Raw genomic sequence first — 20,066 nt, forward strand, 5'->3', positions numbered from 1 at the left:
AAATTCACCCACCGGGGAGCTGAAACCGATGTTCGGACGAGTCAAGGACGTGGCGCTGCTGCTGGGGAGGATCGGCGTCGCGGTCGTCTTCCTCGCGCACGGGCTCCAGAAGTGGAACAACGGCATCGACGGCACGGCGAAGTTCTTCGAGATGACGGGCATCCCGCTGCCCACGGTCGCCGCGGTCTTCGCGATGACCGTCGAAATCCTCGGCTCGATCGCCTTCATCGCCGGGTTCCTGATGCCGCTGGTGGGCATCGGGTACGTCGTGATCTCGGTCGGTGCGCTGCTCTCGGTGCACATCGACAACGGCCTGACCGGCCAGGGCGGCTACGAGCTCGTCCTGGTGCTGGCGCTGGCCGGGCTCGCCCTCGGCTTCAACGGCGGCCGCCTGTCGCTGGACCACCTGCTGTGGGGCCGCAAGCGGGCGCGCCGCGAAGCCGAGGTCGGCGAGCTGCAGAACGCCTAGGCCGGGAGGTCCGCCGTGGTGCGTTCGGCATCGCGGCGGGCCGCCAGCTTCGCCTCGTCCGCGTTGCTCACGTGGACGAGGTGGGCGCCGGCGGCCAGCGGGACGAGCAGGCCGTCGAGGATGCCGTCGGTTCCGCTCCAGTCGCGAATGGACAGCACCCGGTCGTCCGCGCCGAGGCCGAGCTTCCCGGCGCGGGTGCGGGCTTCGGCCAGCACCTCGTCCACAGTGGACTCGAAGAGCGCCGCGGTGTCGCCGGGGATCGGGAACAGCGGGCTGTACTGGTCGCCCGCCGCGCGGGACTCGCTCAGGTAGTCGAACGCGCCGCCGCCCGGCGGCTCGGCCAGCCCGCGGCCCATCGGGTCGAGCGTGACGACGGCCGTCGCCGCCGCGCCGGTCGGCTCCGGGTCGTCCGGCCCGACGAACGCCACCCGCGCGCCGGCTCCTTCGGTCACGACGCGCGCCCCGCACCACCACGCCCCGAGCAGCACGCCGACGGTCTGCCAGTGCGCCGGGAGCTGCACGGCCACCGCGTCGCCCGGTTCGACGTCGAACTCTTCGGTCAGCCAGTTGGCCGTTTTCGCCGCCCAGTTGGCGGTCGTCGCCACGGACAGCTCGACGCGGCTGCCCAGCTGGTCGTCGTAGTGGGTGATCAACGGTTTGGCGGGCGAGGCCAGCAGCGGGCGCAGCAGCTCGTCGGTCAGGCTCATGCGCGAAAGCCTAAAGCGCGGACCACGCGGTTCGCCGGTTGACACCGCCTCTCCGGGCTCGGTAGCTTTGCTTTGCAAGCAAATGTATATCGGAGCTGGGGGACAGCCATGACCGTTCTCGTCACCGGCGCGCGCGGCCACGTCGGCCGCGCCGTGCTCGACGCGCTCGTCGCCGCAGGTCAGGACGTGCGCGCGGCGAGCCGCGACGCCACCACGCTCGACGTGCCGACGCCCAAGGTGAGCGCCGACCTCGAAGATCCGTCCACACTGGACGCCGCGCTCGCCGGCGTCGAGTCGGTGTTCCTGTACACACGCCCGTCGGGGATCGAGGGCTTCGTGAAGGCGGCCGAAGCGGCCGGCGTGCGGCACGTCGTGCTGCTGTCGTCGGGCGCGACACTCGAGCCGGAGTCGGCGCAGAGCCGCATCGCGGCGCTCCACCACGCCGTGGAGCAGGCGCTGATCGCGGCGCCGTTCGGGGAGACGCGGCTCAACCCGGGTGCGTTCGCGACGAACGTCCTGGGCTGGCGCGCGGACATCGCCGAGGGCGTCGTCCGCACCGCGCACCCGGACTCGCGGGTCGGCGCCATCCACGAGCGGGACATCGCCGACGTCGCGGCGAAGATCCTCGTCGATGGTTCGCACGTCGGGGCGGCGCTGCAGCTCAGCGGACCCGAGCCGATCAGCTTCCGGGAGCAGGCGGCGGTGCTCGCCGACGTCCTCGGCAGGCCGCTGCCGGTCGAGGAGCTGACACCGGAGCAGGCCGCCGAGCGGATGGTCGCGCTGGGGTGGCCGCCCGAGGTGCCGCCGGAGATCCTGCGCGCCTGGGCACGGACGTCCCGGGAGCCGTCGGTGGTGACCGACGTCGTGCGCGAGGTGACGGGGAACGAGCCGCGCACGTTCCGCCAATGGGCCGAGGATCACCGCGCCGACTTCGCTTGAGCGGCACTTTCCCTACGAAAGCTCCGCTCGGGTGGCGGCGGGGCGGCACTTTCCCTACGAAAGTGCCGCTCAGTTGACGCAGGGGACTCCGTCGGAGGCCTGGAGCAGCGGTGTCGCGGCGGGGGCGGCGCCGCTGCCCCCGCCACCACCTCCGGGGGCCTTGGCCGCCGCCGGCGCTGGCCGGCCCGCCAGGCTCGCCACGAACTCGCGGACCGCCTTCGGGTCGACCTGCACGATGCTCTGGCCGTCCGGGCTGCGGCCGTTGGCCGTGAGCACCGGGATCGTCGCGAACGTCAGGTCACCCGAGGCGATCCCGCGCGCCTGCTGCGCGAACTGGAGCAGGTCGAGCCCCGGGTCGAGGGTCAGCGACCGGTGCACCGCGTCCATCAGGTTGTTCAGCGTGCCCGGGCTGGTCAGCGTGCCCGCCGAGAGCACCTGGTGCAGTGCCGAGGACAGGAACGCCTGCTGCCGCACGATCCGGTCGAGGTCGCCGCGCGGGAGGTTCTTGCGCTGGCGGACGAACGACAGCGCCTCGCCGCCCGACACCGTCTGCTCGCCGCGGCGGAAGTTCGCGCCCGAGTCCTTGTCCTCGGTCGAGTGGTTCAGGCACACCTTGACCCCGCCGAGGGCCTCGGTGAGCAGGTAGAAGCCCAGCAGGTTGACCTCGGCGTAGTGGTCGATCCGCACCTGCGTGAGGTCCTGCACCGCCTGCACCAGGACCCGGCGGCCCTCGGTGTCGGAGTCGCGCTCGATCTTCGCCTGGTCACGCTCGCCCTGGCCGCGCAGCTGCTGCGCGAAGTGCGCCTTCGCGATGCCGTACGCCGAGTTGATCTTCGCCGGGCCGCGGCCCGGGACGTCGGTCCACGTGTCCCGCGGGACGGAGACCGCCGACGGCTTCGCGCCGTTCTTCGGCACCCGCAGCAGGATCATCGTGTCGGTGTTCACCGCGCCGTCGTTGGACTCGGTCCGCAGCTGCTTCAGCAGGCGCAACGGGAGCTGGTTGCCCTGCGCGTCCGTCCGCGCGTCGCTGCCGACGAGCAGGATGTCCTCCGCGCCGTCGTCGGCCGGGGGCGGCGCGGGCTCACCGGCCCGCGGGGTGAGCGCGTCGGTCGTCGGGACGTTCTGCTGCAGCTGGTCCTTCGTGACGTACGCGTAGCCGGTGACGCCGAGCGCGAGCAGCGAGACGAGCCCGATCGCGACCCGGCGCGTGACCCGCCCGGCCCGGCCCAGCCGCGAAGCGGGCAGCGGCGCGGCCTCGACGACCGGAGCGGGCTCGGGCGGACGCGGGAACGGCGACGGCTTCCACTCGGAATCGTCGCGCTGTGTCACCGGCGTCACGTCCGGCTCTGGCTTTTCCTGCTCTTCTGCCACCCTGGCTCACTTCCCCCGACCACCCTGCGTACGCAGTCTAGTTGACGCAGGGAACGCCGCCCGCGGTGATCGGCGGCGCGGCGGGGGTGGAGTTCGCGGACGTCGACGGCGTCGTCGTCGGCTTCGCGGGCGCCGTCGAGGGCGCGCCGCCGGCGCCGGCGGCGGAGCTCCGGAAGTCCTTGCCCAGCAGCACGCGCACGTGCCCGGCGGTGACGTCGCGGTCCGGCTCGGCCTGGACCGTCGTGCCCAGGGCCTGCTTGACCAGCTCGAGCCCGGCGGCGTCGGCCGGGTTGTAGCGGACCACGGTGGTGTTGCGGTTGCTCAGCTTCTGGTCGGCGGCGAGCGTGAAGCCCTTGCCCTGCAGCATCGCGTGGGTCTGGGTGGTCAGCGCCGGCGAGCCGGTGCCGTCGAACAGCTCGACCGTGACGGCCTTGGCGCCGGGCAGCTGCGTGGCGCTCGGCGCGGCCGGGGTGTCGCCGTCCGACGTCAGCCGGGCCACGTCGGCCTGGACGGCCGCCTGGTCGACGCGCAGCACGTCGGCGCCGCCGATGTTCGCGTTGCCCAGGGTGGGGATGGTGTGGAACTCGATGTTGCCGCCGGTCAGGCCGCGCATCTGCTCGGCGAACTCGGTCAGGTCCCAGCCCGCCGACACGACCACGGACTTCTTCACCGCCGTGACCAGGTCGGCGATCTTCGCCGGGCTGGTCAGCACGTCGGTGGAGATGACCTTGCGGGCCAGCCCGGACAGGAACGCCTGCTGGCGGGCGATCCGGTCGAGGTCGTAGTTGGGCAGCCCGTAGCGCTGGCGGACGAACGCCAGCGCCTGCACGCCCTCGATGGTCTGGCGCCCGCCCGGCAGGTCCACGCCGGACTTCACTTCCTTGACCGGCCCGTTGAGGCAGACCTCGACGCCGCCGATCGACTTGGTGATCTCGTAGAAGCTCGCCAGGTTGACCTCGGCGTAGCGGTCGATCATGCCCGGCTTGCCGATGAACTTCTCGATCGTGGCGATCAGGTTCTTCCGCCCGGCGACCTTCGCTTCCTTGTCGGCCTGCTTGAGGTCGGTCATGCCCTGGCGCTGCAACGTTTTGTAAGTGTCCGTGTACGCGTAGACAAAGGCGCTGTTGAGCTTGTGCTTGCCGTAGCCGCCGGCCAGCTCCACCCAGGAGTCGCGGGGGAACGAGATCGCGATCGCGTGCTTCCCGTTCTGGGGGATGTGCACGAGGATCATCGTGTCGGTGTTCAGCTCGCCGTCCGAGACGCCGGCGTGCAGCATGTCCAGCACCTCGCGGGGCAGCGGGTTGCCCTGCGCGTCGGTGCGGCTGTCCTGGCCGACCAGGAGGATGTCGATCGCGCCGTCGAGCGGCTTGGCGTGGGCCGTGGTGTCGGCGAAGACGTCGGTGGTGGTCAGGCCCTTGTTCGGGTCGCCGATGAAGTGCCAGCCGTACCAGGTCAGGGCCAGGATGGCGACCGACAGCAGCGACACGACGACCTTGCCGCCGCGGCGGGCGAAGATCGCGGCGGCGTGGCCGGCCCGCTCCCGGCGGGGGGCCGGGATGGGCGGCGCAGGCCATTCGGTCACGCGCTTCCTCCCCTGTGAACCCCGTGCTTCCCCCAGGGCACCGACGTGCCTCCATCATGACTCTACTGAGGGTGTTGTGGGACCTCCGTAGGCTGGGGGTCGATTGCCCCGGACGGGGCGGAGGGGAAGGCGGGAAGATGCGGGTCCTGGTCACCGGTGGTGCCGGCTTCATCGGGTCGCACTACGTCCGGCAGGTGCTGACCGGCGCCTACGCGGCGCTGGCCGACGCCGAAGTGGTCGTGCTGGACAAACTCACCTACGCCGGCAACGAGGCCAACCTGGCCCCGGTCGCCGCCGACCCGCGGTTGCGCTTCGTCCGCGGCGACATCTGCGACACCGCGCTGGTCGCGGAGGTGATGCGCGGGGTGGACCTGGTGGTGCACTTCGCCGCCGAGTCGCATGTGGACCGCTCGATCCTCGGCGCCGCCGACTTCGTGCTGACGAACGTGCTGGGCACGCAGAACCTGCTGCAGGCGGCGGTCGAAGCCGGGGTCGGCAAGTTCGTGCACGTGTCCACCGACGAGGTCTACGGCTCGATCGAGACCGGCTCCTGGACCGAAGACCACGTGCTGGAGCCGAATTCGCCGTACTCGGCGTCGAAGGCGTCGTCCGATCTGGTGGCGCGGTCGTTCTTCCGCACCCACGGGCTGCCGGTGTGCGTCACGCGGTGTTCCAACAACTACGGTCCGTACCAGTTCCCCGAGAAGGTCATCCCGCTGTTCGTCACGAACCTCCTCGACGGGCGGAAGGTGCCGCTCTACGGCGACGGCCTCAACGTCCGTGACTGGCTGCACGTGGACGACCACTGCCACGGCATCCAGCTGGTCGCCGAGGCCGGCCGGCCCGGCGAGGTCTACAACATCGGCGGCGGCACCGAGCTGACGAACCGGGCGCTGACGGAGCTGCTGCTGGCCGCCGTCGGCGCGGGCTGGGACAGCGTCGAACCGGTCGAGGACCGCAAGGGGCACGACCGCCGCTACTCGGTGGACATCACGAAGATCGGCGCCGAGCTGGGGTACGCTCCGCGGGTGTCCTTCGAGGACGGTCTGGCCGCGACAGTGGCCTGGTACACGGAAAATCGCGCGTGGTGGGAGCCCCTTGCGGAGCGGGCCGCGCTCAAGAAGTAGAGGATGTGCCTGTGCGGCTGACGGTGCTCGTGCCCGGTGGTTCCGGACAGCTCGGCCGGGATTTCGCGGCGCTGGCTTCGGATTCGGTGGACGTGATCGCCCCCGGGTCGGCCGAGCTGGACGTGACGGCGACGGGCCAGGTGCTGGCGGCGGTCGGCGCGCTGGCCGACCGCGCCCGCGAAACCGGTTCGGCCCCGGTGGTCGTCAACGCGGCGGCGTACACGGCGGTCGACGCGGCGGAGACGGACGAGGACCGCGCGTTCGCGGTGAACGCCGACGGCCCACGGGTCCTGGCGGCGGCGTGCGCGTCCCGGCGGGTCCCGCTGATCCACGTGTCGACGGACTACGTGTTCGCGGGCGACGCGTCGACGCCGTACGAGCCCCTCGACGAGCTGGGCCCGCGCACGGCGTACGGCCGCACGAAGGCGGCGGGCGAGGACGCGGTGCTCGGCTCGGGCGCGTCGTCCTGGGTGGTGCGGGCCGGCTGGCTGTACGGGCACACCGGGTCGAACTTCGTGAAGACCATGACAGCTCTGGAGTCTTCGCGCCCGGAACTGTCCGTTGTGGACGACCAGATCGGCGGTCCCACGTGGACGGCCGACCTGGCGGCGGGGCTACTGGAGCTGGCTTCCCGAGTGGCGGCCGGCGACGGGCCGGAGCGCCGGATCCTGCACTGCGCGAACACCGGTTCGGTCAGCTGGTGCGGGTTCGCCAAGGCGATCTTCTCGCGGCTGGGGGCGGACCCGTCGCGGGTGCACCCGTGCACGACGGAGGAGTTCCCGAGGCCCGCGCCGCGGCCGGCGTATTCGGTGTTGTCGCCGGCTTCGTGGCAGGAGGCGTGGCTGACCCCGCTGCGGCCGTGGGAAGAGGCGCTGGACGCCTACTTCAAGGCCCGGTCAGTGCCGGCCTGAGGAGCGTTCGAGCACCCACGCGTAGTACCACTTGTTGTCGCGGAACTGGTTCTTGCCGTTCTCGGACAGCGCGTGAACGGCACCCCAGAGTCCGCCGCTCGCCCCCACCGCGGCGATCGCCGTCTGCAGTGCCGGTCCGTATGCCGCCACGAGGATCGCGCTCACCGAGCCCAGGACCGCGCCGGTCGCGCCTGCCGCCCGTTTGCGGCGGACTTTCCCGATCTCGGCTTTCATCGACCTGATCTGATCGTTGATCTTCAAGCCGACCTTGACCAGCTCCTGCTGGGACTGAACTGCGTCCAGCGACGAGTCCAGCTCGAGCAACGTGAGGCGCAGCTGGTCGCGGAACGCGGCATAGGAGTCGAATTCGCCGACGGTGATCCTGCTGAAGTCGCGAAGGCTGGTGCCCTCGATGAAGGGCAAGTCGGTCTGAAGCACCGGTCGAATCAGGCGGCTCTTGAGCGGGGTGGCCCCTGATCCGTCGATGAGCCGGCCGTCGCGAGCCAGCAGGTCCAGGGCGTGGAGACGCCTTGGTTCATCACACGGCCGGGGTCGCAGCTTGACGCCGCGCTCGGTGCGGTAGCCGAATCTCGAAAAGCTGGGGACGTACCAGGCGAGTCCCGCTCGCAGCAGCGGCCGGGCATCCAGGACCCAGTGGCCCAGTTCGCTCAGGTTCGGGCAGTGCACACCGTAGGCCTCCGTCTCGTTGTGGTTTTCTTCCCGATACCTCGTGGCGTGCAGGCTGGCTCGTGCGTCGCCGGCCCTCCCGGAGTCGATTTCCACTATTGGCTCAGGATGTGTGCATTTCCGTCGTTCTATACCTACCTCGTGGAGGTCCTGGGACCAGTCGTGACTGAGCGTCAGCGTGTCGGATATCAGGGCAGCTCGTTTCGTGGTTTCGGCGAGGTCGTGGCAGCTGTTGTCGGTGGACAAGTTCACGTGGAACCTGGATCTCGTCAGGTCGTCGATCGCCTGCAAGTCCGCCTGCCTGGTTTCCCAGAAAAGTTCGCAGTAGTGGAGTGCCGCTGCTTCGGGGTCGGACCGAAACTTGGAGCCCGGGCGCGGGTGATATTTCTTCATTCGAGACGAAATCGGCTCGAAACCGGGGGCCTTTCGTGAGCGGAGCACGACTTCATGCTAAATGAACCGAGGCGGCAGTCGGCGGAGGCGTTGCCCGTTGCCCGTTGCCGGGTGGGCCCGGTCAGTGCCGGCCTGAGGCCAGCCGGTACGCGCCGACCGTCAGCTCCGCGCACGTCCGCCAGGTGAAGTTCGCCGCGTGGGCTCGTCTCGATGCCGACGTCGCCACCGCGTGGGGGTCGGTCACCGCCGTCCGCAACGCCGAGGCCAGGCCGTCCACGTCGCCGTAGGGGACCAGGCTCGCGCAGTCGCCCGTCACCTCGCGCAGTGCCGGGATGTCCGTGCACACCACCGGGACGTCCGAGGCCATCGCCTCCAGCACCGGCAGCCCGAACCCTTCGTCGCGGGACGGGAGCACCAGGGCCGACGCGCCCGCCACCACCGTGCGCAGGTCCACATCGGACAGATAGCCGGTCTGGGTCGTCCGGGCCGAGCGCGGGAACGGGCCCGGGCCGGCGAAGACCAGGTCCGGCAGGTCCGGCGCCGCCTCGTGGGTGCGGGTCAGCCAGTCCAGGCCCTTGCGGGGGCCCGCCGCGCCGGCGAACAGCAGGTACCGCGACGGCAACCCGAGCCGCGCGCGACGCTCGTCGTCCGGCGGGCGGGCGGTGAACCACGCCGGGTTCACGCCCAGCGGGGTCACCACGATCTTGTCGCGGGAGACGTCCAGGCGTTCGGCCACCGAGTCCGCCACCGCCGCCGTCGGCGTGCAGATGACGTTCGCGCGGTGGGCGCCGCGGCGGACCAGCTCCGGCAGGTCGCGGTCGCTCGGGGCGAGCTCCGCGGGATTGTCCAAAAAGGCCAGGTCGTGGATCGTCACGACGCCTGCCGCGCGGAACCGGGCCGGCAGCACGAAGTTCGTGCCGTGCACGACGTCCGTCGGACCGGCGAACAGCTCCACCGGCGGGAACTCCGCGCGCACCCAGGCCTTCCGCAGCAGCCGCGCCGCCACCGGCATCCCGCGGGCCCGCGCGCCGTAGGGCAGCACGTGCCGCAGCCGCCGCCAGCCGCGCAGCGTGAACGCCACCGCGCGCGTGTCCACCTCGGGGATCGACACCAGCTCTTCGATCAGCGCGGACGTGTACCGGCCGATGCCGGTGCGCGCGCCGAGGAGCGGGGTGCCGTCGAGGAGAACGCTGAGGGACCTAGCCACGGCGCAACCGCTGCTTGACGACCTTCAGCGCCCGGCCGCCCGCCCGCCGCGCCAGCTCACCGGCACCACCCGCGGCCAGGTACTCGCGGACCAGGTCGGCGTCGCGGCGCAGCATCGCCCGGCCGCGCACCGCCGGCGTCTTCACCAGGTCCGCCGAGCCGGGCAGCCGGTCGGCCGCCGGGCGCGGGTCGCGGCAGAACTCCACCAGCGGCTTCAACGCTTCCGGCCAGGCGAACCGCTGCGCGACGACGGCGATCCGCTCGACGCAGCCCGCGGCGAACTCCTCGTCGTACAACGACTTTTCCAGCGCGTCCGCCAAAGCCGAAGCGTCTTCGGCCGGGACGACGACACCGAGCTTCTCGGCCCGCACCAGGTCGGCGAACGCGTCGCCGTCGGTGGTGACGATCGGCAGCCCGGCCCACAGGTAGTCGAGGACCCGGGTGCGGAACGCGAACGTCGTCTCGACGTGCTCGTAGTGCGTCGTGACCCCGCAGTTCGCGTCGAGCAGCCAGTTCTGGCGCTCGTGGTAGGGCACCCACTGCTCGTTGAAGTAGACGTGCTTGTCCGTCATGCCCAGCGAATCCGCGAGCCGGATCGTGCGCGTGCCGATGTCCATCTCGGCGACCTCGGGGTTCGGGTGCTTCATCCCGAGGAACACCAGCCGGACGTCGCCGCGGCGGCGGCGCAGCGTGTCGATCGCGCGGACCAGCGTCAGCGGGTCGAACCAGCTGTACACCCCGCCCGCCCAGAGCACGACGTGGTCGGTGCCGCCGATGCCCAGCGACGAGCGGAGCCCGGGGCCGGTGCGCGCCGGTGGCTGCGGCGACAGTCCGAACGGGACGACCGCGAGCAGCGACTGCGTGGTCGGGTCGGCGTCGTAGAGCCGCGGGGAAAGCCGGCCCATCGCGGCCAGGTGGCCGAGCCAGAAGTGCCGCTGCCGCTCGGACGCGCAGAGGAAGAAGTCGCCGCGTTCGAGCTGGGCGTCCAGCACGCGGGTGACGCCGGCCAGGTCGGCCGCGCGCTGGTCGTCGGCGACGCCCTTGCCCTGCTCCAGCAGTTCCAGGTGCATCGGGTCGTAGAGGTCGGCGACGACGATCTTGCCGCTGTGCTCCTTCTTCAGCGACGGCGCCAGTTCGAGCACGTGGCCCTGCAGGACGATGACGTCGGCCCAGGCGATCGGCGCGTCCAGCTCACGGTGCTTGCCGGCGCTGACGCGGAACGGCGCGGGCGGCGGCGTGGCCAGCGGGTTGGTGGTGATCAGGTGGACGTCGTGCTCGGCGGCCAGCGCGAGCGCGATGTTCCAGGCGCGGATCGCCGGGCCGGCCATCCGCTCGGTGAGCGCGTCACCGGTGAGCACGAGGATCTTCCGGCGCCGGCCGAACGCTTTCTCGATGCCGAACGCCTCGACGAGGATGTCGTGCGCCGCGAGGTAGCGCGGCAGCGGGTACGCGGGCTCCAACGCCTTGCGCAGCAACGGAAGCAGGTCCGCGTCGGTGCGGACGCGGGCGGCCTGCTCGACCGCGCGCGACTCGGCCAGCGACGGCAGCTGCTCGACGAACTGGTCGATCGCCAGCAGCCCGGCGAGCGTCGTGCGCGGGATCGCGACGTCGCCGGACTCGATCGGCCCGACCCCTTTTTCGAGGTCCAGCTGGGTCGCGTCCAGCTCGCCGCGGGCGGTGGCCCGCCGGACGGCGAGGGCGAGGGCCGCGGGCAGCGCTTTGACGAGGGTCTCGTCGGAAAGGTTCTTGTAGAGCGCGGCCAGGGCGTTGCGCTCCAACAGGAAGGTCTCGCGGCCGGTCTCCGGCGCGTCGACGGCCGCCATCGTGCCGTGGTGGCGGTGGTAGGTCAGCGACTCCGGGACGTACCGGACGCGCCAGCCGCGCAGGTTGAGCCGCCAGCCGAGGTCGACGTCCTCGTAGAACATGAAGAACCGCTCGTCGAAGCCGCCCAGCTCGGCGAACACGCTCGCCCGGACGAACATCGCCGAGCCGGTGCCGAACAGGACGTCTTTCGCGACCTCGTGCTCGGCCGCCGGGACGTCGGCCAGCGGCGAGCCCGCGTGGCGCTTGTAGCCCATGCCGAACCAGGTCAGGCCGCCGTCGACGAAGTCGGTGCCGGTGCCGTCCCAGTCGAGGACCTTGCTGGCCACGGCGGCGACGCGGGGCTGCGCGCGCAGCTCGGCGACCGCGGCGGAGACCCAGCCGGGCGCCGGGCGCGCGTCGTTGTTGAGGAACCCGAGGACAGTGCCCTTGGCGTGCTTCGCGCCGAGGTTGCAGCCGCCGGCGAACCCGGTGTTGCGGCCGGCCTCGATGACGTTCGCGGCGGGCACGGCCTCGCGGATGCGGGCGGCTTCGTCGGAGTTGTCGACGCAGATCAGCTCGAGCTCGGGGTAGTCGTGCTCGGCGAGCGCGCGCAGGCAGGTGATCGTGTCGTCGGCGCCGCGGTAGTTGACCACGATCACCGAGACGAGCGGTTGCGGTGCCCCCTGCGCCAAAGCCTGCTCCTTCGTCGGGATTTGCGCCAGCTTAAAGGCCAGCCCAAGCGTCCCAGACCGCGCCTCGGCCGAGTGCCGCGCGACGGCCGATTCCGCGCCGGGCCGCCAGCGTCGCCGGAAGGCGGGTGATCACCTCGGCCAGCACCCGGCAGCGCAGGCCGAACCGGAAGTTCGCCGCGGCCGGCCGCCCCGGCCGCAGTGGCAGCACCGCTGTCAACACGGCGAACCGCAGCAGCTGGTTCACCGCGACCCCGCGGGGCGCGCAGCGCAGCAGCATGAGCAGCCGGTTGCGCTCGTTCCAGCGGTGGAACGGCGCCGAGCCCGGTTTGCTGCTGACGCCGTGGGCGTGCCGGACGCGGGCCTCGGGCGCCGCGACGACGTCCCACCCCGCCAGCCGCAGCCGCCACGCGGTGTCGGTGTCCTCGTAGTAGCAGAAGAACGACGCCGGGACGCCGCGCACGCTCTTCAGCGCGTCGACGCGGAGCAGGGCCGCGCCACCGCAGAAGCCGAACACCTCGCCCGCGGGATCGGTGAGGTCGGCGCCGTGGCCGTCGGCGGTCAGCCGGACCCCGGCGGACTGCGTGGTGCCGTCGGGCCGCACGAGCAGCGACGTCGCCGCGCCCGCCAAGGGCGCTTTGTCCAGGGTGTCTTCCAGCGTGGCGAGCCAGTCCGGCGCCGGTTCGGCGTCGTCGTTCAGCCACGCCATCAGCGGGGTTCCGACTTTCCCGAGCGCGACGGCGAGCGCGCCCGCGTAGCCCGTGTTGCGGGACAGGCGAATTACTTGCGGGTGCGAAGGATGGGCCTCGAGCAGGGCGGCCGTGCCGTCGTCGGAGGCGTTGTCCACCACGAGCGTCCGATGTGGACGCGTCTGCGCGGCGAGCGCGTCGAGGCACGCGGTGACGTGCCCGGCGCCCCGCCAGGTCACGACGACCACCGTGGTGGCGGGATTCGCGGTCACGTCCCGCACAATAGCCGCGTGCCCGAACTGGTCGTGCTCGCCGAGCAGCTCCTCGCGCCCGTGCCCGGTGGCACCGGGCGCTACACGGCCGAGCTGCTGCCCGCGCTCGCGCAGACCGCGCCGCCGGGCTGGACGGTGTCCAGCGTGGTCGCGCGGCACGCCGACGTGGGTGCCGCGCGGCTCGACGGCGTCGACGGTCCCCGGGTGCTGCGGATCCCGCCACGCGCGCTGGTCGCGGCCTGGCAGCTGGGCCTGCGCTGGTGGCCGGGCGGCGACGCGGTGCACGCGCCGACGCCGTTCGCGCCGCCGCGCGCGCCGGCCGGGAAGACGTTGAGCGTGACCGTGCACGACACCGTGCCGTGGACCCACCCCGAGACGCTCACCGCGCGCGGGGTCAGCTGGCACCGGTCGATGATCGCGCGCGCCGCGCGGCGGGCGACCGGGCTGGTGGTGCCGACGCGGGCCGTCGCCGACGAGCTGGCGGTGCTGGTCGACGTCGACGTCCCGGTGCGCGTGGTGCCGCACGGCGTGCGGGTGCCGCCCGGGTCCGCCGAGGTGGACCTGCCTTCGCGGTACGTCCTGGCCGTCGGCACGATCGAGCCACGCAAGGGCATCGACGTGCTGGTCGACGCGGTCGCGGCGCTGGAGGGCACGGTGCTCGTGCTCGCCGGGCAGCCGGGCTGGGGCGGCGTCGACCCGGTGGCGCTGGCGCGGGAACGCGGGCTCCCCGCGGACCGGGTGCGGATGCTGGGGAAGGTGTCGGACGCCGAGCTGGCGACCGTGCTGCGGCGGGCGAGCGTGCTGGCCGTGCCGAGCCTCGCGGAGGGCTTCGGGCTGGGCCTGCTGGAGGCGATGGCGGCCGGGGTGCCGGTCGTGCACACGGACGTCCCGGCGCTGGTGGAGGTCGCGGGCGGCGCGGGCCTGACGGTGCCGCGCGGCGACGCGGCGGCGCTGGCGGCGGCGTTGCGGCAGGTGCTGGAGTCACCCACCGTGGCGGCCGAGCTCACTCGATCGGGGCGGGAGCGGGCTCGCGCGTTCACCTGGCGTCGCGCGGCCGAAGCCGTCTGGGCGATCCACCAGCGGCCGCCCGACTAGGCGGGTTTGCCAGTTCCCGACCATGACGGAGGGTCGTCGCCGTACCCTGCAGGGGTGAGCGATGACCCCCGGGTGCTGATCGACGCGACCGCGGTTCCCGCGGACCGCGGCGGGGTCGGCCGGTACGTGGACTCGCTCGTCGCCGCCCTCGACGCGGACGGGGCGCGGGTCACCGTCGTGTGCCAGCCCCGGGACCTGCGGCTTTACGATCGGCTGGCACCGCATTCGCGGATCGTGCCCGCGTCGCCGTCGACGACCACCCGCACCGCGCGGCTGACCTGGGAACAGGCGACCTTGCCCCGGCTGGTGCGCCGCCTCGGCGCGGACGTCGTCCACTCGCCGCACTACACGATGCCGCTGGCCACGTCGGCGGCATCGGTCGTCACGCTCCACGACGCGACGTTCTTCACCGACGCCGTGCTGCACTCGTCGGTGAAGGCCCGCTTCTTCCGCGCGTGGACGGCGACGGCGTTGCGCCGCGCGACGCTGTGCGTGGTCCCCTCGGCGGCGACGGCGTCGGAGCTGGCCCGCGTCGGCCCGGTGCGGCACGCTTCCTTGGAAGTCATTCACCACGGCGTCGACACTGAGCGGTTTCACCCACCGTCACCATCGGAGGTGGCGGCCGCCCGATCGGCGGTCGGCCTCGGGCGTACGCCTTACGTGGCATTCTTGGGTGCTCTCGAGCCGCGGAAGAACGTCCCGGCACTGATCCGCGGGTTCGCGCGGGCGGTGGCGGGGCAGCGGGACGCGCCGGCGTTGGTCCTGGCCGGGCAGCCGGGGTGGGACACGCAGGTGGAGCGGGCGCTGGACGCCGTGCCGCATCGGCTTCGGGTGATCCGGGCAGGATATCTGCCCTTCGGGACACTGGCCGGGTTCCTGGGCGGGGCTTCGCTGGTGGCTTATCCGTCGCTGGGCGAGGGGTTCGGGCTGCCGGTCCTGGAGGCGATGGCGTGCGGCGCGTGCGTCCTGACGACCCGGCGGCTGTCGCTGCCGGAGGTGGGCGGCGACGCGGTGGCGTACTGCGGCGTCGGCGCGGGCGACGTGGCGGCGGGGCTGTCGGAGCTGCTGGCGGACCCTTCGCGCCGCTCGGAGCTCGCGACGGCGGCTCAGCAGCGCGCGAAGGAGTTTTCCTGGGCGACTACGGCTGAGCGGCACCGGGAGGCGTACGCCAAGGCCTGGTCCCGCCACCTCCGCACCCGCTGACCCCGGTGATCCCAGAGCCGACACACGTGATTGAAGAGTCAACTCGCGTGATTGAAGGGTCGACACGGCGGGGCTCGGGCGCGGGCGGCGTGTCGTCTCCGCAATCACGCGTGTCGGCTTCCTGATCACGTGTGTCGGCGGTTCCGTCACGGGCTTCGGGGTGGCGGGGTCGCGTTGGGTGACCGGTGGACAATGGCCGGGTGACTGAGCACTCCCGCTATGGCGACGAAGTCGGCGTCGTGACCGTGACGTACTTCTCCGAGGACACCATCGAGCGCTTCCTCGACACCCTCGACAAAGCCACCGAGCGCGAGGTCAAGGTGGTCATCGCCGACAACGCCTCCGTCGAAGGCGCCCTCGAGGAGGTCGCGAAGAAGCGGAAGAACGTCCAGCTGCTCAGCATCGGCGAGAACGTCGGTTACGGGGCCGGCGCCAACCGCGGTGCCGCGGAGCTCGACGACCGGTACGGCTGGGTCGTCGTCGTCAACCCGGACCTCGAATGGGAGCCCGGCTCCCTCGACGCTCTCCTCGAGGTGGCCGAGCGGTGGCCGCGTGGGGGTGCCTTCGGGCCGCTCATCCACGACCTCGACGGGACCGTCTACCCCTCGGCGCGGCTGCTGCCGTCGTTCGGGCGGGGGATCGGGCACGCCGTCTTCGCGAAGGTCTGGCCCGGCAACCCCTGGACGAAGCAGTACCGGCAGGAGACCGGCACCCCGGTCGAGCGCGTCTCGGGCTGGCTGTCCGGCTCGTGCCAGCTCATCCGCCGCGAGGCCTTCGACTCCGTCGGCGGCTTCGACACGCGCTACTTCATGTACTTCGAGGACGTCGACCTCGGGGACCGGCTGGCGAAGGCGGGCTGGCTGAACGTCTACGCGCCGTCCTCGAGCGTCATGCACGTCGGCGGGCACTCGACGTCGCAGGCCTCCAAGAAGATGCTCAAGGCGCACCACGACAGCGCTTACCGCTACCTCGCCGACCGCCACCCGGGGCTCGTCTGGAAGCCGGTGCTCGCCGCCGCGAAGCTCGGGCTCGCGCTGCGGCTCAAGCTCGAGACCCGCTAGATCCCGTCGAGCCGGCGCGAGAGGTCGGACCTGCCGTTGTTCTGCGTCACCGTCGGCACCAGACCGGTCTCCTCCGGGTCCGGCTCCTTCAGCGGGCTCGTGATCGGCTCGGCCTGGGGCCGGCGGGCCAGCGGCGTGGTGACCGGCGAGGGCATCGGCGTCGTCGGCGTGGGTGTGCTCAACGGCGTCGTCGGCTGCGGCCGCCGGCTGCCCTGGGCCTCCAGCCGCCGGGTCGGCGACGAGCCGGCCAGCGGGTGGTCGTTCTCCTCGATCAGCGACGCCGGGAGCTGCGTGGTCGTGTCGGGGTCCTGGCTGCGGTCGAGCCCGTCGATGGCGGCACGCGGTATCTGCTGCGTGTTGGAGGCGTCCATCGGCGAAATGGCGCTGTCGGGTGTCACTACGAACACACCGCGCGCTTGGGCTCGTGCGAGCAGGGCGTCCGCCCGATCGCGGGGGTCCATCCCCTCGGCCTCCCGACTGACCCGGGGCCCTCTGGGGAAAGGCCCGCCTGTTTCCTGTCTAGGGTAGGCCCTCCGGGCGACCTCCGTCAGGGTTTCCCGCGGCTTGTCGCTCAGCGGTGCGTGATACAGGAGGAGATTTCCGTGACGTCCGAGGTCGAGATCGACGCCGTCGTGCTGGTCGGGGGCAAGGGCACCCGCCTGCGGCCCCTGACGCTGTCGGCGCCCAAGCCGATGCTCCCGACAGCCGGGACGCCCTACCTGAGCCACCTGTTCTCGCGCATCCGCGAGGCCGGGATCCGGCACGTCGTGCTCGGCACGAGCTACCGTGCGGAGGTGTTCGAGGAGTACTTCGGCGACGGCAAGTCGATCGGTCTGGACCTCGAATACGTCGTCGAGGCGGAACCGCTCGACACCGCGGGCGCGATCCGCAACGTGTACGACAAGCTGCGCGCCGACCACGTGATCGTCTTCAACGGCGACATCATCTCCGGCTCCGACCTCGGCGAGCAGCTGCGGGTGCACCGCGAGTCCGAGGCCGACGTCACCCTGCACCTGCAGCGCGTGCCCGACCCGAGCCGCTTCGGCTCGGTGCCGACCGACGAGACCGGCCGCGTCCAGGCCTTCCTCGAGAAGACGCCGAACCCGCCGACCGACCAGATCAACGCCGGCTGCTACGTCTTCCGCCGTCCGGTGATCGAGGCCATCCCGACCGGGCGGCGCGTGTCGGTCGAGCGCGAGACGTTCCCGGGGCTGCTGGAGCAGGGCGCGCACATCCAGGGCTTCGTCGACAGCTCGTACTGGCTTGACGTCGGCACGCCGGAAGCGTTCGTGCGCGGCTCGGCCGACCTGGTGCGCGGCGTCGCGCCGACGTCGGCGCTGCCCGGCCGCCCCGGCGACTTCCTGGTGCTCGACGGCGCTTCCGTCGCCGAAGACGCCCAGCTGTCCGGTGGTTCGACCATCGGCGGCGGCGCGGTGGTCGGCTCGGGCGCGAAGATCGACGGCTCGGTGCTCTTCGACGGCGCGGCGGTGTCCGAAGGCGCGATCGTCGAGCGTTCGGTGCTCGGGCACGGTGCTCGGGTCGGCGCCGGCGCGGTGCTGCGCGGGGTCGTGCTGGGCGACGGCGTGTCCGTCGGTGCGGGCTGCGAGCTCCTGGACGGCGCCCGGATCTGGCCCGACACCGTGCTGCCCGACGGTTCCGTCCGCTTCTCGAGCGACGCGTAGCCGATGTTCTGGCGTCCCGCGTTCGAAGTCGACCTGGGCCGGGTCCTGGGTCCGCTGAAGCGCGGGCGCGGGTCGCTCAACATCCTCACCGACGAGCGCGGCATCACCTGGCTCGCCTCGAACACCCCGGACGGCCCGGGCACGCTGGCGCTGCGCAAGCTGTCCGACGGCCGGATCGAGGCGGCGGCCTGGGGCGAGGGCAAGGACCGGCTGCTCACCGGCGTCCCGGCACTGCTCGGCGCGGACGACGACGACACGGAGTTCGTCGCGCACCACGACGTCGTCGCGCGGGCGCGGCGGGAGAACCCGGGGCTGCGGCTGGGTGCGACGGGTGTCGTGTGGGACTGGCTGGTGCTGGCGGTGCTGGAGCAGAAGGTGACCGGCAAGGAGGCCATCCGGTCGTGGGCCGAGCTGTGCCGCCGCTTCGGCGAGCCGGCACCCGGGCCCGGGCCGGAGCGGCTGCGCGTGCCGCCGACGCCGGTGGCGCTGCGGTCGCTGCCGGACTGGCACTGGCACCGCGCGGGCGTGGACATCAAGCGCCGCACGGCATTGCTGAACGCGGCGCGCGTGGCCGGGCACCTGGAGCGCGCGGTGGAGCTGCGCGGGCTGGCGGGCCGGCACCTGCTGCGCAACGTCCCGGGCATCGGGGTGTGGACGGCGGCGGAGATCGCGCAGCGGGCGTGGGGCGACCCGGACGCGGTGAGCTTCGGCGACTACAACATCCCGTCGATGGTCGGGAACGCCTTGCTGGGCACGAAACTCGACGACGCCGGGATGGCCGAGCTGCTGACGCCGTACGCGCCGCAGCGCCAGCGTGCGGTGCGGTACCTCGAGGCGGCCGGCCATCGGCGGCCGCGGTTCGGGCCGCGGATCGAGCTGCGTGACTATCGCGCGATGTGAGGAGTCGGCGGGTTGGCCTGGTATGGGCGGCCGCGGTTCGGGCCGCGGGTCGAGCTGCGTGACCACCGCGCGATGTGAGCCGCTTCCCGGTCGGCTGCCGGAGCCGCTTCGCGCTGCCCGGGTGGCGTGGCCGCTCGCCTCTCCTTCCCGGGCCACTGCCCCAGAACGCCGCGAAGGGCACATCCAGGGCGCTCAAGCCCACCAAGGTGCCCTGCCAGACCTCCGGCTACTGCTGCGGGGGATAGCCACCCTGCTGCGGCGGATACGGCTGCTGCGGCGGGTACCCAGGCTGCTGCTGCGCGGGATAGCCCTGTTGCGCCGGATAGCCCTGCTGCGGCGGATACCCGGCCTGCTGACCGGGGTACCCCGGCTGCTGCGGCGGGTAGCCCGGGTACTGCTGCGGGTACGGCGGCTGCTTCGGCTTGGCGGCGTGGATGATCACCGCCACCACCGCTCCGATGCCCGCCAGGAGCACCAGCAGGATCAGCAGCATCAGCACGCTCATGCTCACCCTTTCCCTTCGTCGAGTGCGGCGCGGACGATGGACAGCGCCTCCGCGTCCGCCAGCCCCAGTTTGCGGGTGAGCGCAGCGTATTCGGCCGCGGCCTGCTGGGCGCGGCGGCGGCTCTGGTCACCCGACGCCGCCACGAAACTGCCCGCCCGGCCGCGGGTTTCGATCAGCCCCGCCTCTTCGAGCTCGCGGTACGCGCGGGCGACCGTGTTCGGCGCGATGCCCAGGTCGGCCGCGAGCTGCCGGACCGTGGGCAGCTTCGCGCCGACCGGGAGGCTCCGGTCGTTGATGCGCGTGGCGAACCCCGACCGCACCTGCTCGTACGGCGGGACCGGCGAACCGCTGTCGAAGGGGATCACCAGCTCTGCGGACCCGCTCCCGGACCCGGCGGCCGCTGCCCGTACGGCCCCTGCGGCGCGTACTGCTGCGGCATCGGCTGCGACGGCGGATACCCCTGCTGTGGCGGGAATCCTTGCTGCTGCGGCGCGAAGCCCTGCTGCGGCGGGTACGGCTGCTGCGGACCCGGCGGCGGGAAGTGCTGCGCCGGCGGGAAGTTCGCCTGCGGGAACTGCCCGCCGTTCTTCATCGCCTCCTCGCGGCGCATCTTCGACACCCGGACGATCACCGCGATGACGAACACGATGATGCCCAGGACGATGATGCCGAGCACGATGTAGCCGAACACGCCGGTGTCACCGCCGCCGCCGGAGTGGTAGTGCACCCGCTCGGGGAACTGCGTGGCCATGGTGGTCCTCCCTCCGGACCCCAG

At 72.3% G+C, this 20,066-nt stretch carries 20 protein-coding genes; 9 read left to right on the plus strand and 11 right to left on the minus strand.

Annotated elements, in window-relative coordinates; all coding sequences use genetic code 11:
* Positions 1-28 precede the first annotated feature (28 nt).
* The gene (locus tag M8542_RS26710) at positions 29-469 is read left to right on the plus strand and encodes a DoxX family protein (RefSeq protein ID WP_257922998.1); all 441 of its coding nucleotides are present in this window, start codon (positions 29-31) and stop codon (positions 467-469) included.
* On the opposite strand, the gene M8542_RS26715 is transcribed toward M8542_RS26710, so the two are convergent.
* Positions 466-1,176: a TIGR03089 family protein gene (locus tag M8542_RS26715; RefSeq protein WP_257922999.1), complete on the minus strand. Its 711-nt coding sequence runs from the start codon at positions 1,174-1,176 to the stop codon at positions 466-468. The genes M8542_RS26710 and M8542_RS26715 overlap by 4 nt on opposite strands.
* A gap of 108 nt (positions 1,177-1,284) precedes the next feature.
* On the opposite strand from M8542_RS26715, the gene M8542_RS26720 reads away from it, so the two are divergent.
* Positions 1,285-2,115: an NAD(P)H-binding protein gene (locus M8542_RS26720; RefSeq protein ID WP_257923000.1), complete on the plus strand. Its 831-nt coding sequence runs from the start codon at positions 1,285-1,287 to the stop codon at positions 2,113-2,115.
* A gap of 69 nt (positions 2,116-2,184) precedes the next feature.
* Here M8542_RS26720 and M8542_RS26725 read toward each other — a convergent pair whose 3' ends face one another.
* Positions 2,185-3,444, minus strand: a complete 1,260-nt coding sequence (locus M8542_RS26725) for an LCP family protein (protein ID WP_257923001.1) — start codon at positions 3,442-3,444, stop codon at positions 2,185-2,187.
* A 79-nt stretch (positions 3,445-3,523) separates the two neighbouring features.
* A complete protein-coding gene (locus M8542_RS26730) occupies positions 3,524-5,068 on the minus strand; it encodes an LCP family protein (RefSeq protein WP_257923002.1) in 1,545 nt (514 codons plus the stop codon).
* A gap of 137 nt (positions 5,069-5,205) precedes the next feature.
* Here M8542_RS26730 and rfbB point away from each other — a divergent pair, with 137 nt between their 5' ends.
* Both rfbB and rfbD read left to right on the plus strand, forming a co-directional pair.
* Positions 5,206-6,195: a dTDP-glucose 4,6-dehydratase gene (gene rfbB / locus M8542_RS26735; RefSeq protein WP_257923003.1), complete on the plus strand. Its 990-nt coding sequence runs from the start codon at positions 5,206-5,208 to the stop codon at positions 6,193-6,195.
* 11 nt (positions 6,196-6,206) lie between these two features.
* Positions 6,207-7,106: a dTDP-4-dehydrorhamnose reductase gene (gene rfbD, locus M8542_RS26740; protein ID WP_372508618.1), complete on the plus strand. Its 900-nt coding sequence runs from the start codon at positions 6,207-6,209 to the stop codon at positions 7,104-7,106.
* Here rfbD and M8542_RS26745 read toward each other — a convergent pair.
* From M8542_RS26745 to M8542_RS26760, 4 genes are all read right to left on the minus strand, one after another.
* Positions 7,092-8,234, minus strand: a complete 1,143-nt coding sequence (locus M8542_RS26745; RefSeq protein WP_257923005.1) for a hypothetical protein — start codon at positions 8,232-8,234, stop codon at positions 7,092-7,094. The genes rfbD and M8542_RS26745 overlap by 15 nt on opposite strands.
* Before the next feature lie 73 nt (positions 8,235-8,307).
* Positions 8,308-9,393 (minus strand): glycosyltransferase family 4 protein, encoded by a 1,086-nt coding sequence (locus M8542_RS26750; protein WP_257923006.1) that lies wholly within the window; start codon positions 9,391-9,393, stop codon positions 8,308-8,310.
* The gene (locus M8542_RS26755) at positions 9,386-11,887 is read right to left on the minus strand and encodes a glycosyltransferase (protein ID WP_257923007.1); all 2,502 of its coding nucleotides are present in this window, start codon (positions 11,885-11,887) and stop codon (positions 9,386-9,388) included. Before M8542_RS26755 ends, M8542_RS26750 begins: the two co-directional genes overlap by 8 nt.
* Positions 11,888-11,918: 31 nt before the next feature.
* Positions 11,919-12,854 carry a glycosyltransferase family 2 protein gene (locus M8542_RS26760; protein WP_257923008.1) on the minus strand — a complete coding sequence of 312 codons (936 nt, stop codon included), beginning with the start codon at positions 12,852-12,854 and terminating at the stop codon, positions 11,919-11,921.
* A 9-nt stretch (positions 12,855-12,863) separates the two neighbouring features.
* Between M8542_RS26760 and M8542_RS26765 the strand changes: the two genes are divergently transcribed.
* From M8542_RS26765 to M8542_RS26775, 3 genes are all read left to right on the plus strand, one after another.
* Entirely contained in the window at positions 12,864-13,940 is a 1,077-nt protein-coding gene (locus M8542_RS26765) for a glycosyltransferase family 4 protein (protein ID WP_257923009.1), read from the plus strand.
* 72 nt (positions 13,941-14,012) lie between these two features.
* Positions 14,013-15,143, plus strand: coding sequence for a glycosyltransferase family 4 protein (locus tag M8542_RS26770; RefSeq protein ID WP_257923209.1), 1,131 nt, complete (start codon positions 14,013-14,015; stop codon positions 15,141-15,143).
* Between the two features lie 200 nt (positions 15,144-15,343).
* Positions 15,344-16,204: a glycosyltransferase family 2 protein gene (locus M8542_RS26775; RefSeq protein ID WP_257923010.1), complete on the plus strand. Its 861-nt coding sequence runs from the start codon at positions 15,344-15,346 to the stop codon at positions 16,202-16,204.
* Here the strand turns inward: M8542_RS26775 and M8542_RS26780 are convergent.
* On the minus strand, positions 16,201-16,665 hold the full coding sequence (locus M8542_RS26780) for a hypothetical protein (RefSeq protein ID WP_257923011.1): 465 nt from the start codon (positions 16,663-16,665) through the stop codon (positions 16,201-16,203). The two genes, M8542_RS26775 and M8542_RS26780, sit on opposite strands and share 4 nt — an antisense overlap.
* A gap of 141 nt (positions 16,666-16,806) precedes the next feature.
* Between M8542_RS26780 and manB the strand changes: the two genes are divergently transcribed.
* Positions 16,807-17,886, plus strand: a complete 1,080-nt coding sequence (manB, locus tag M8542_RS26785) for a mannose-1-phosphate guanylyltransferase (protein ID WP_257923012.1) — start codon at positions 16,807-16,809, stop codon at positions 17,884-17,886.
* A 3-nt stretch (positions 17,887-17,889) separates the two neighbouring features.
* Positions 17,890-18,786: a DNA-3-methyladenine glycosylase family protein gene (locus tag M8542_RS26790; RefSeq protein WP_257923013.1), complete on the plus strand. Its 897-nt coding sequence runs from the start codon at positions 17,890-17,892 to the stop codon at positions 18,784-18,786.
* Positions 18,787-19,012: 226 nt separating this feature from the next.
* Here the strand turns inward: M8542_RS26790 and M8542_RS26795 are convergent, their stop codons facing one another.
* From M8542_RS26795 to M8542_RS26805, 3 genes are read right to left on the minus strand one after another with little or no spacing between them, the layout of a single operon-like run.
* On the minus strand, positions 19,013-19,291 hold the full coding sequence (locus tag M8542_RS26795; protein ID WP_257923014.1) for a hypothetical protein: 279 nt from the start codon (positions 19,289-19,291) through the stop codon (positions 19,013-19,015).
* A 2-nt stretch (positions 19,292-19,293) separates the two neighbouring features.
* The gene (locus tag M8542_RS26800; protein WP_257923210.1) at positions 19,294-19,659 is read right to left on the minus strand and encodes a GntR family transcriptional regulator; all 366 of its coding nucleotides are present in this window, start codon (positions 19,657-19,659) and stop codon (positions 19,294-19,296) included.
* On the minus strand, positions 19,653-20,042 hold the full coding sequence (locus tag M8542_RS26805; protein ID WP_257923015.1) for a hypothetical protein: 390 nt from the start codon (positions 20,040-20,042) through the stop codon (positions 19,653-19,655). Before M8542_RS26805 ends, M8542_RS26800 begins: the two co-directional genes overlap by 7 nt.
* Between the last annotated feature and the right edge of the window lie 24 nt (positions 20,043-20,066).

Source organism: Amycolatopsis iheyensis (genome assembly GCF_024703995.1).
In the GTDB taxonomy this organism is placed as follows: domain Bacteria; phylum Actinomycetota; class Actinomycetes; order Mycobacteriales; family Pseudonocardiaceae; genus Amycolatopsis; species Amycolatopsis iheyensis.

Excerpts from the sequence above, each read along its gene's own strand:
- M8542_RS26710 (WP_257922998.1), top strand. The coding sequence starts at position 29 with ATGTTCGGACGAGTCAAGGACGTGGCGCTGCTGCTGGGGAGGATCGGC.
- M8542_RS26715 (WP_257922999.1), bottom strand. The coding sequence starts at position 1,176 with ATGAGCCTGACCGACGAGCTGCTGCGCCCGCTGCTGGCCTCGCCCGCC.
- M8542_RS26720 (WP_257923000.1), top strand. The coding sequence starts at position 1,285 with ATGACCGTTCTCGTCACCGGCGCGCGCGGCCACGTCGGCCGCGCCGTG.
- rfbB (WP_257923003.1), top strand. The coding sequence starts at position 5,206 with ATGCGGGTCCTGGTCACCGGTGGTGCCGGCTTCATCGGGTCGCACTAC.
- M8542_RS26780 (WP_257923011.1), bottom strand. The coding sequence starts at position 16,665 with ATGGACCCCCGCGATCGGGCGGACGCCCTGCTCGCACGAGCCCAAGCG.
- M8542_RS26790 (WP_257923013.1), top strand. The coding sequence starts at position 17,890 with ATGTTCTGGCGTCCCGCGTTCGAAGTCGACCTGGGCCGGGTCCTGGGT.
- M8542_RS26795 (WP_257923014.1), bottom strand. The coding sequence starts at position 19,291 with ATGAGCGTGCTGATGCTGCTGATCCTGCTGGTGCTCCTGGCGGGCATC.
- M8542_RS26805 (WP_257923015.1), bottom strand. The coding sequence starts at position 20,042 with ATGGCCACGCAGTTCCCCGAGCGGGTGCACTACCACTCCGGCGGCGGC.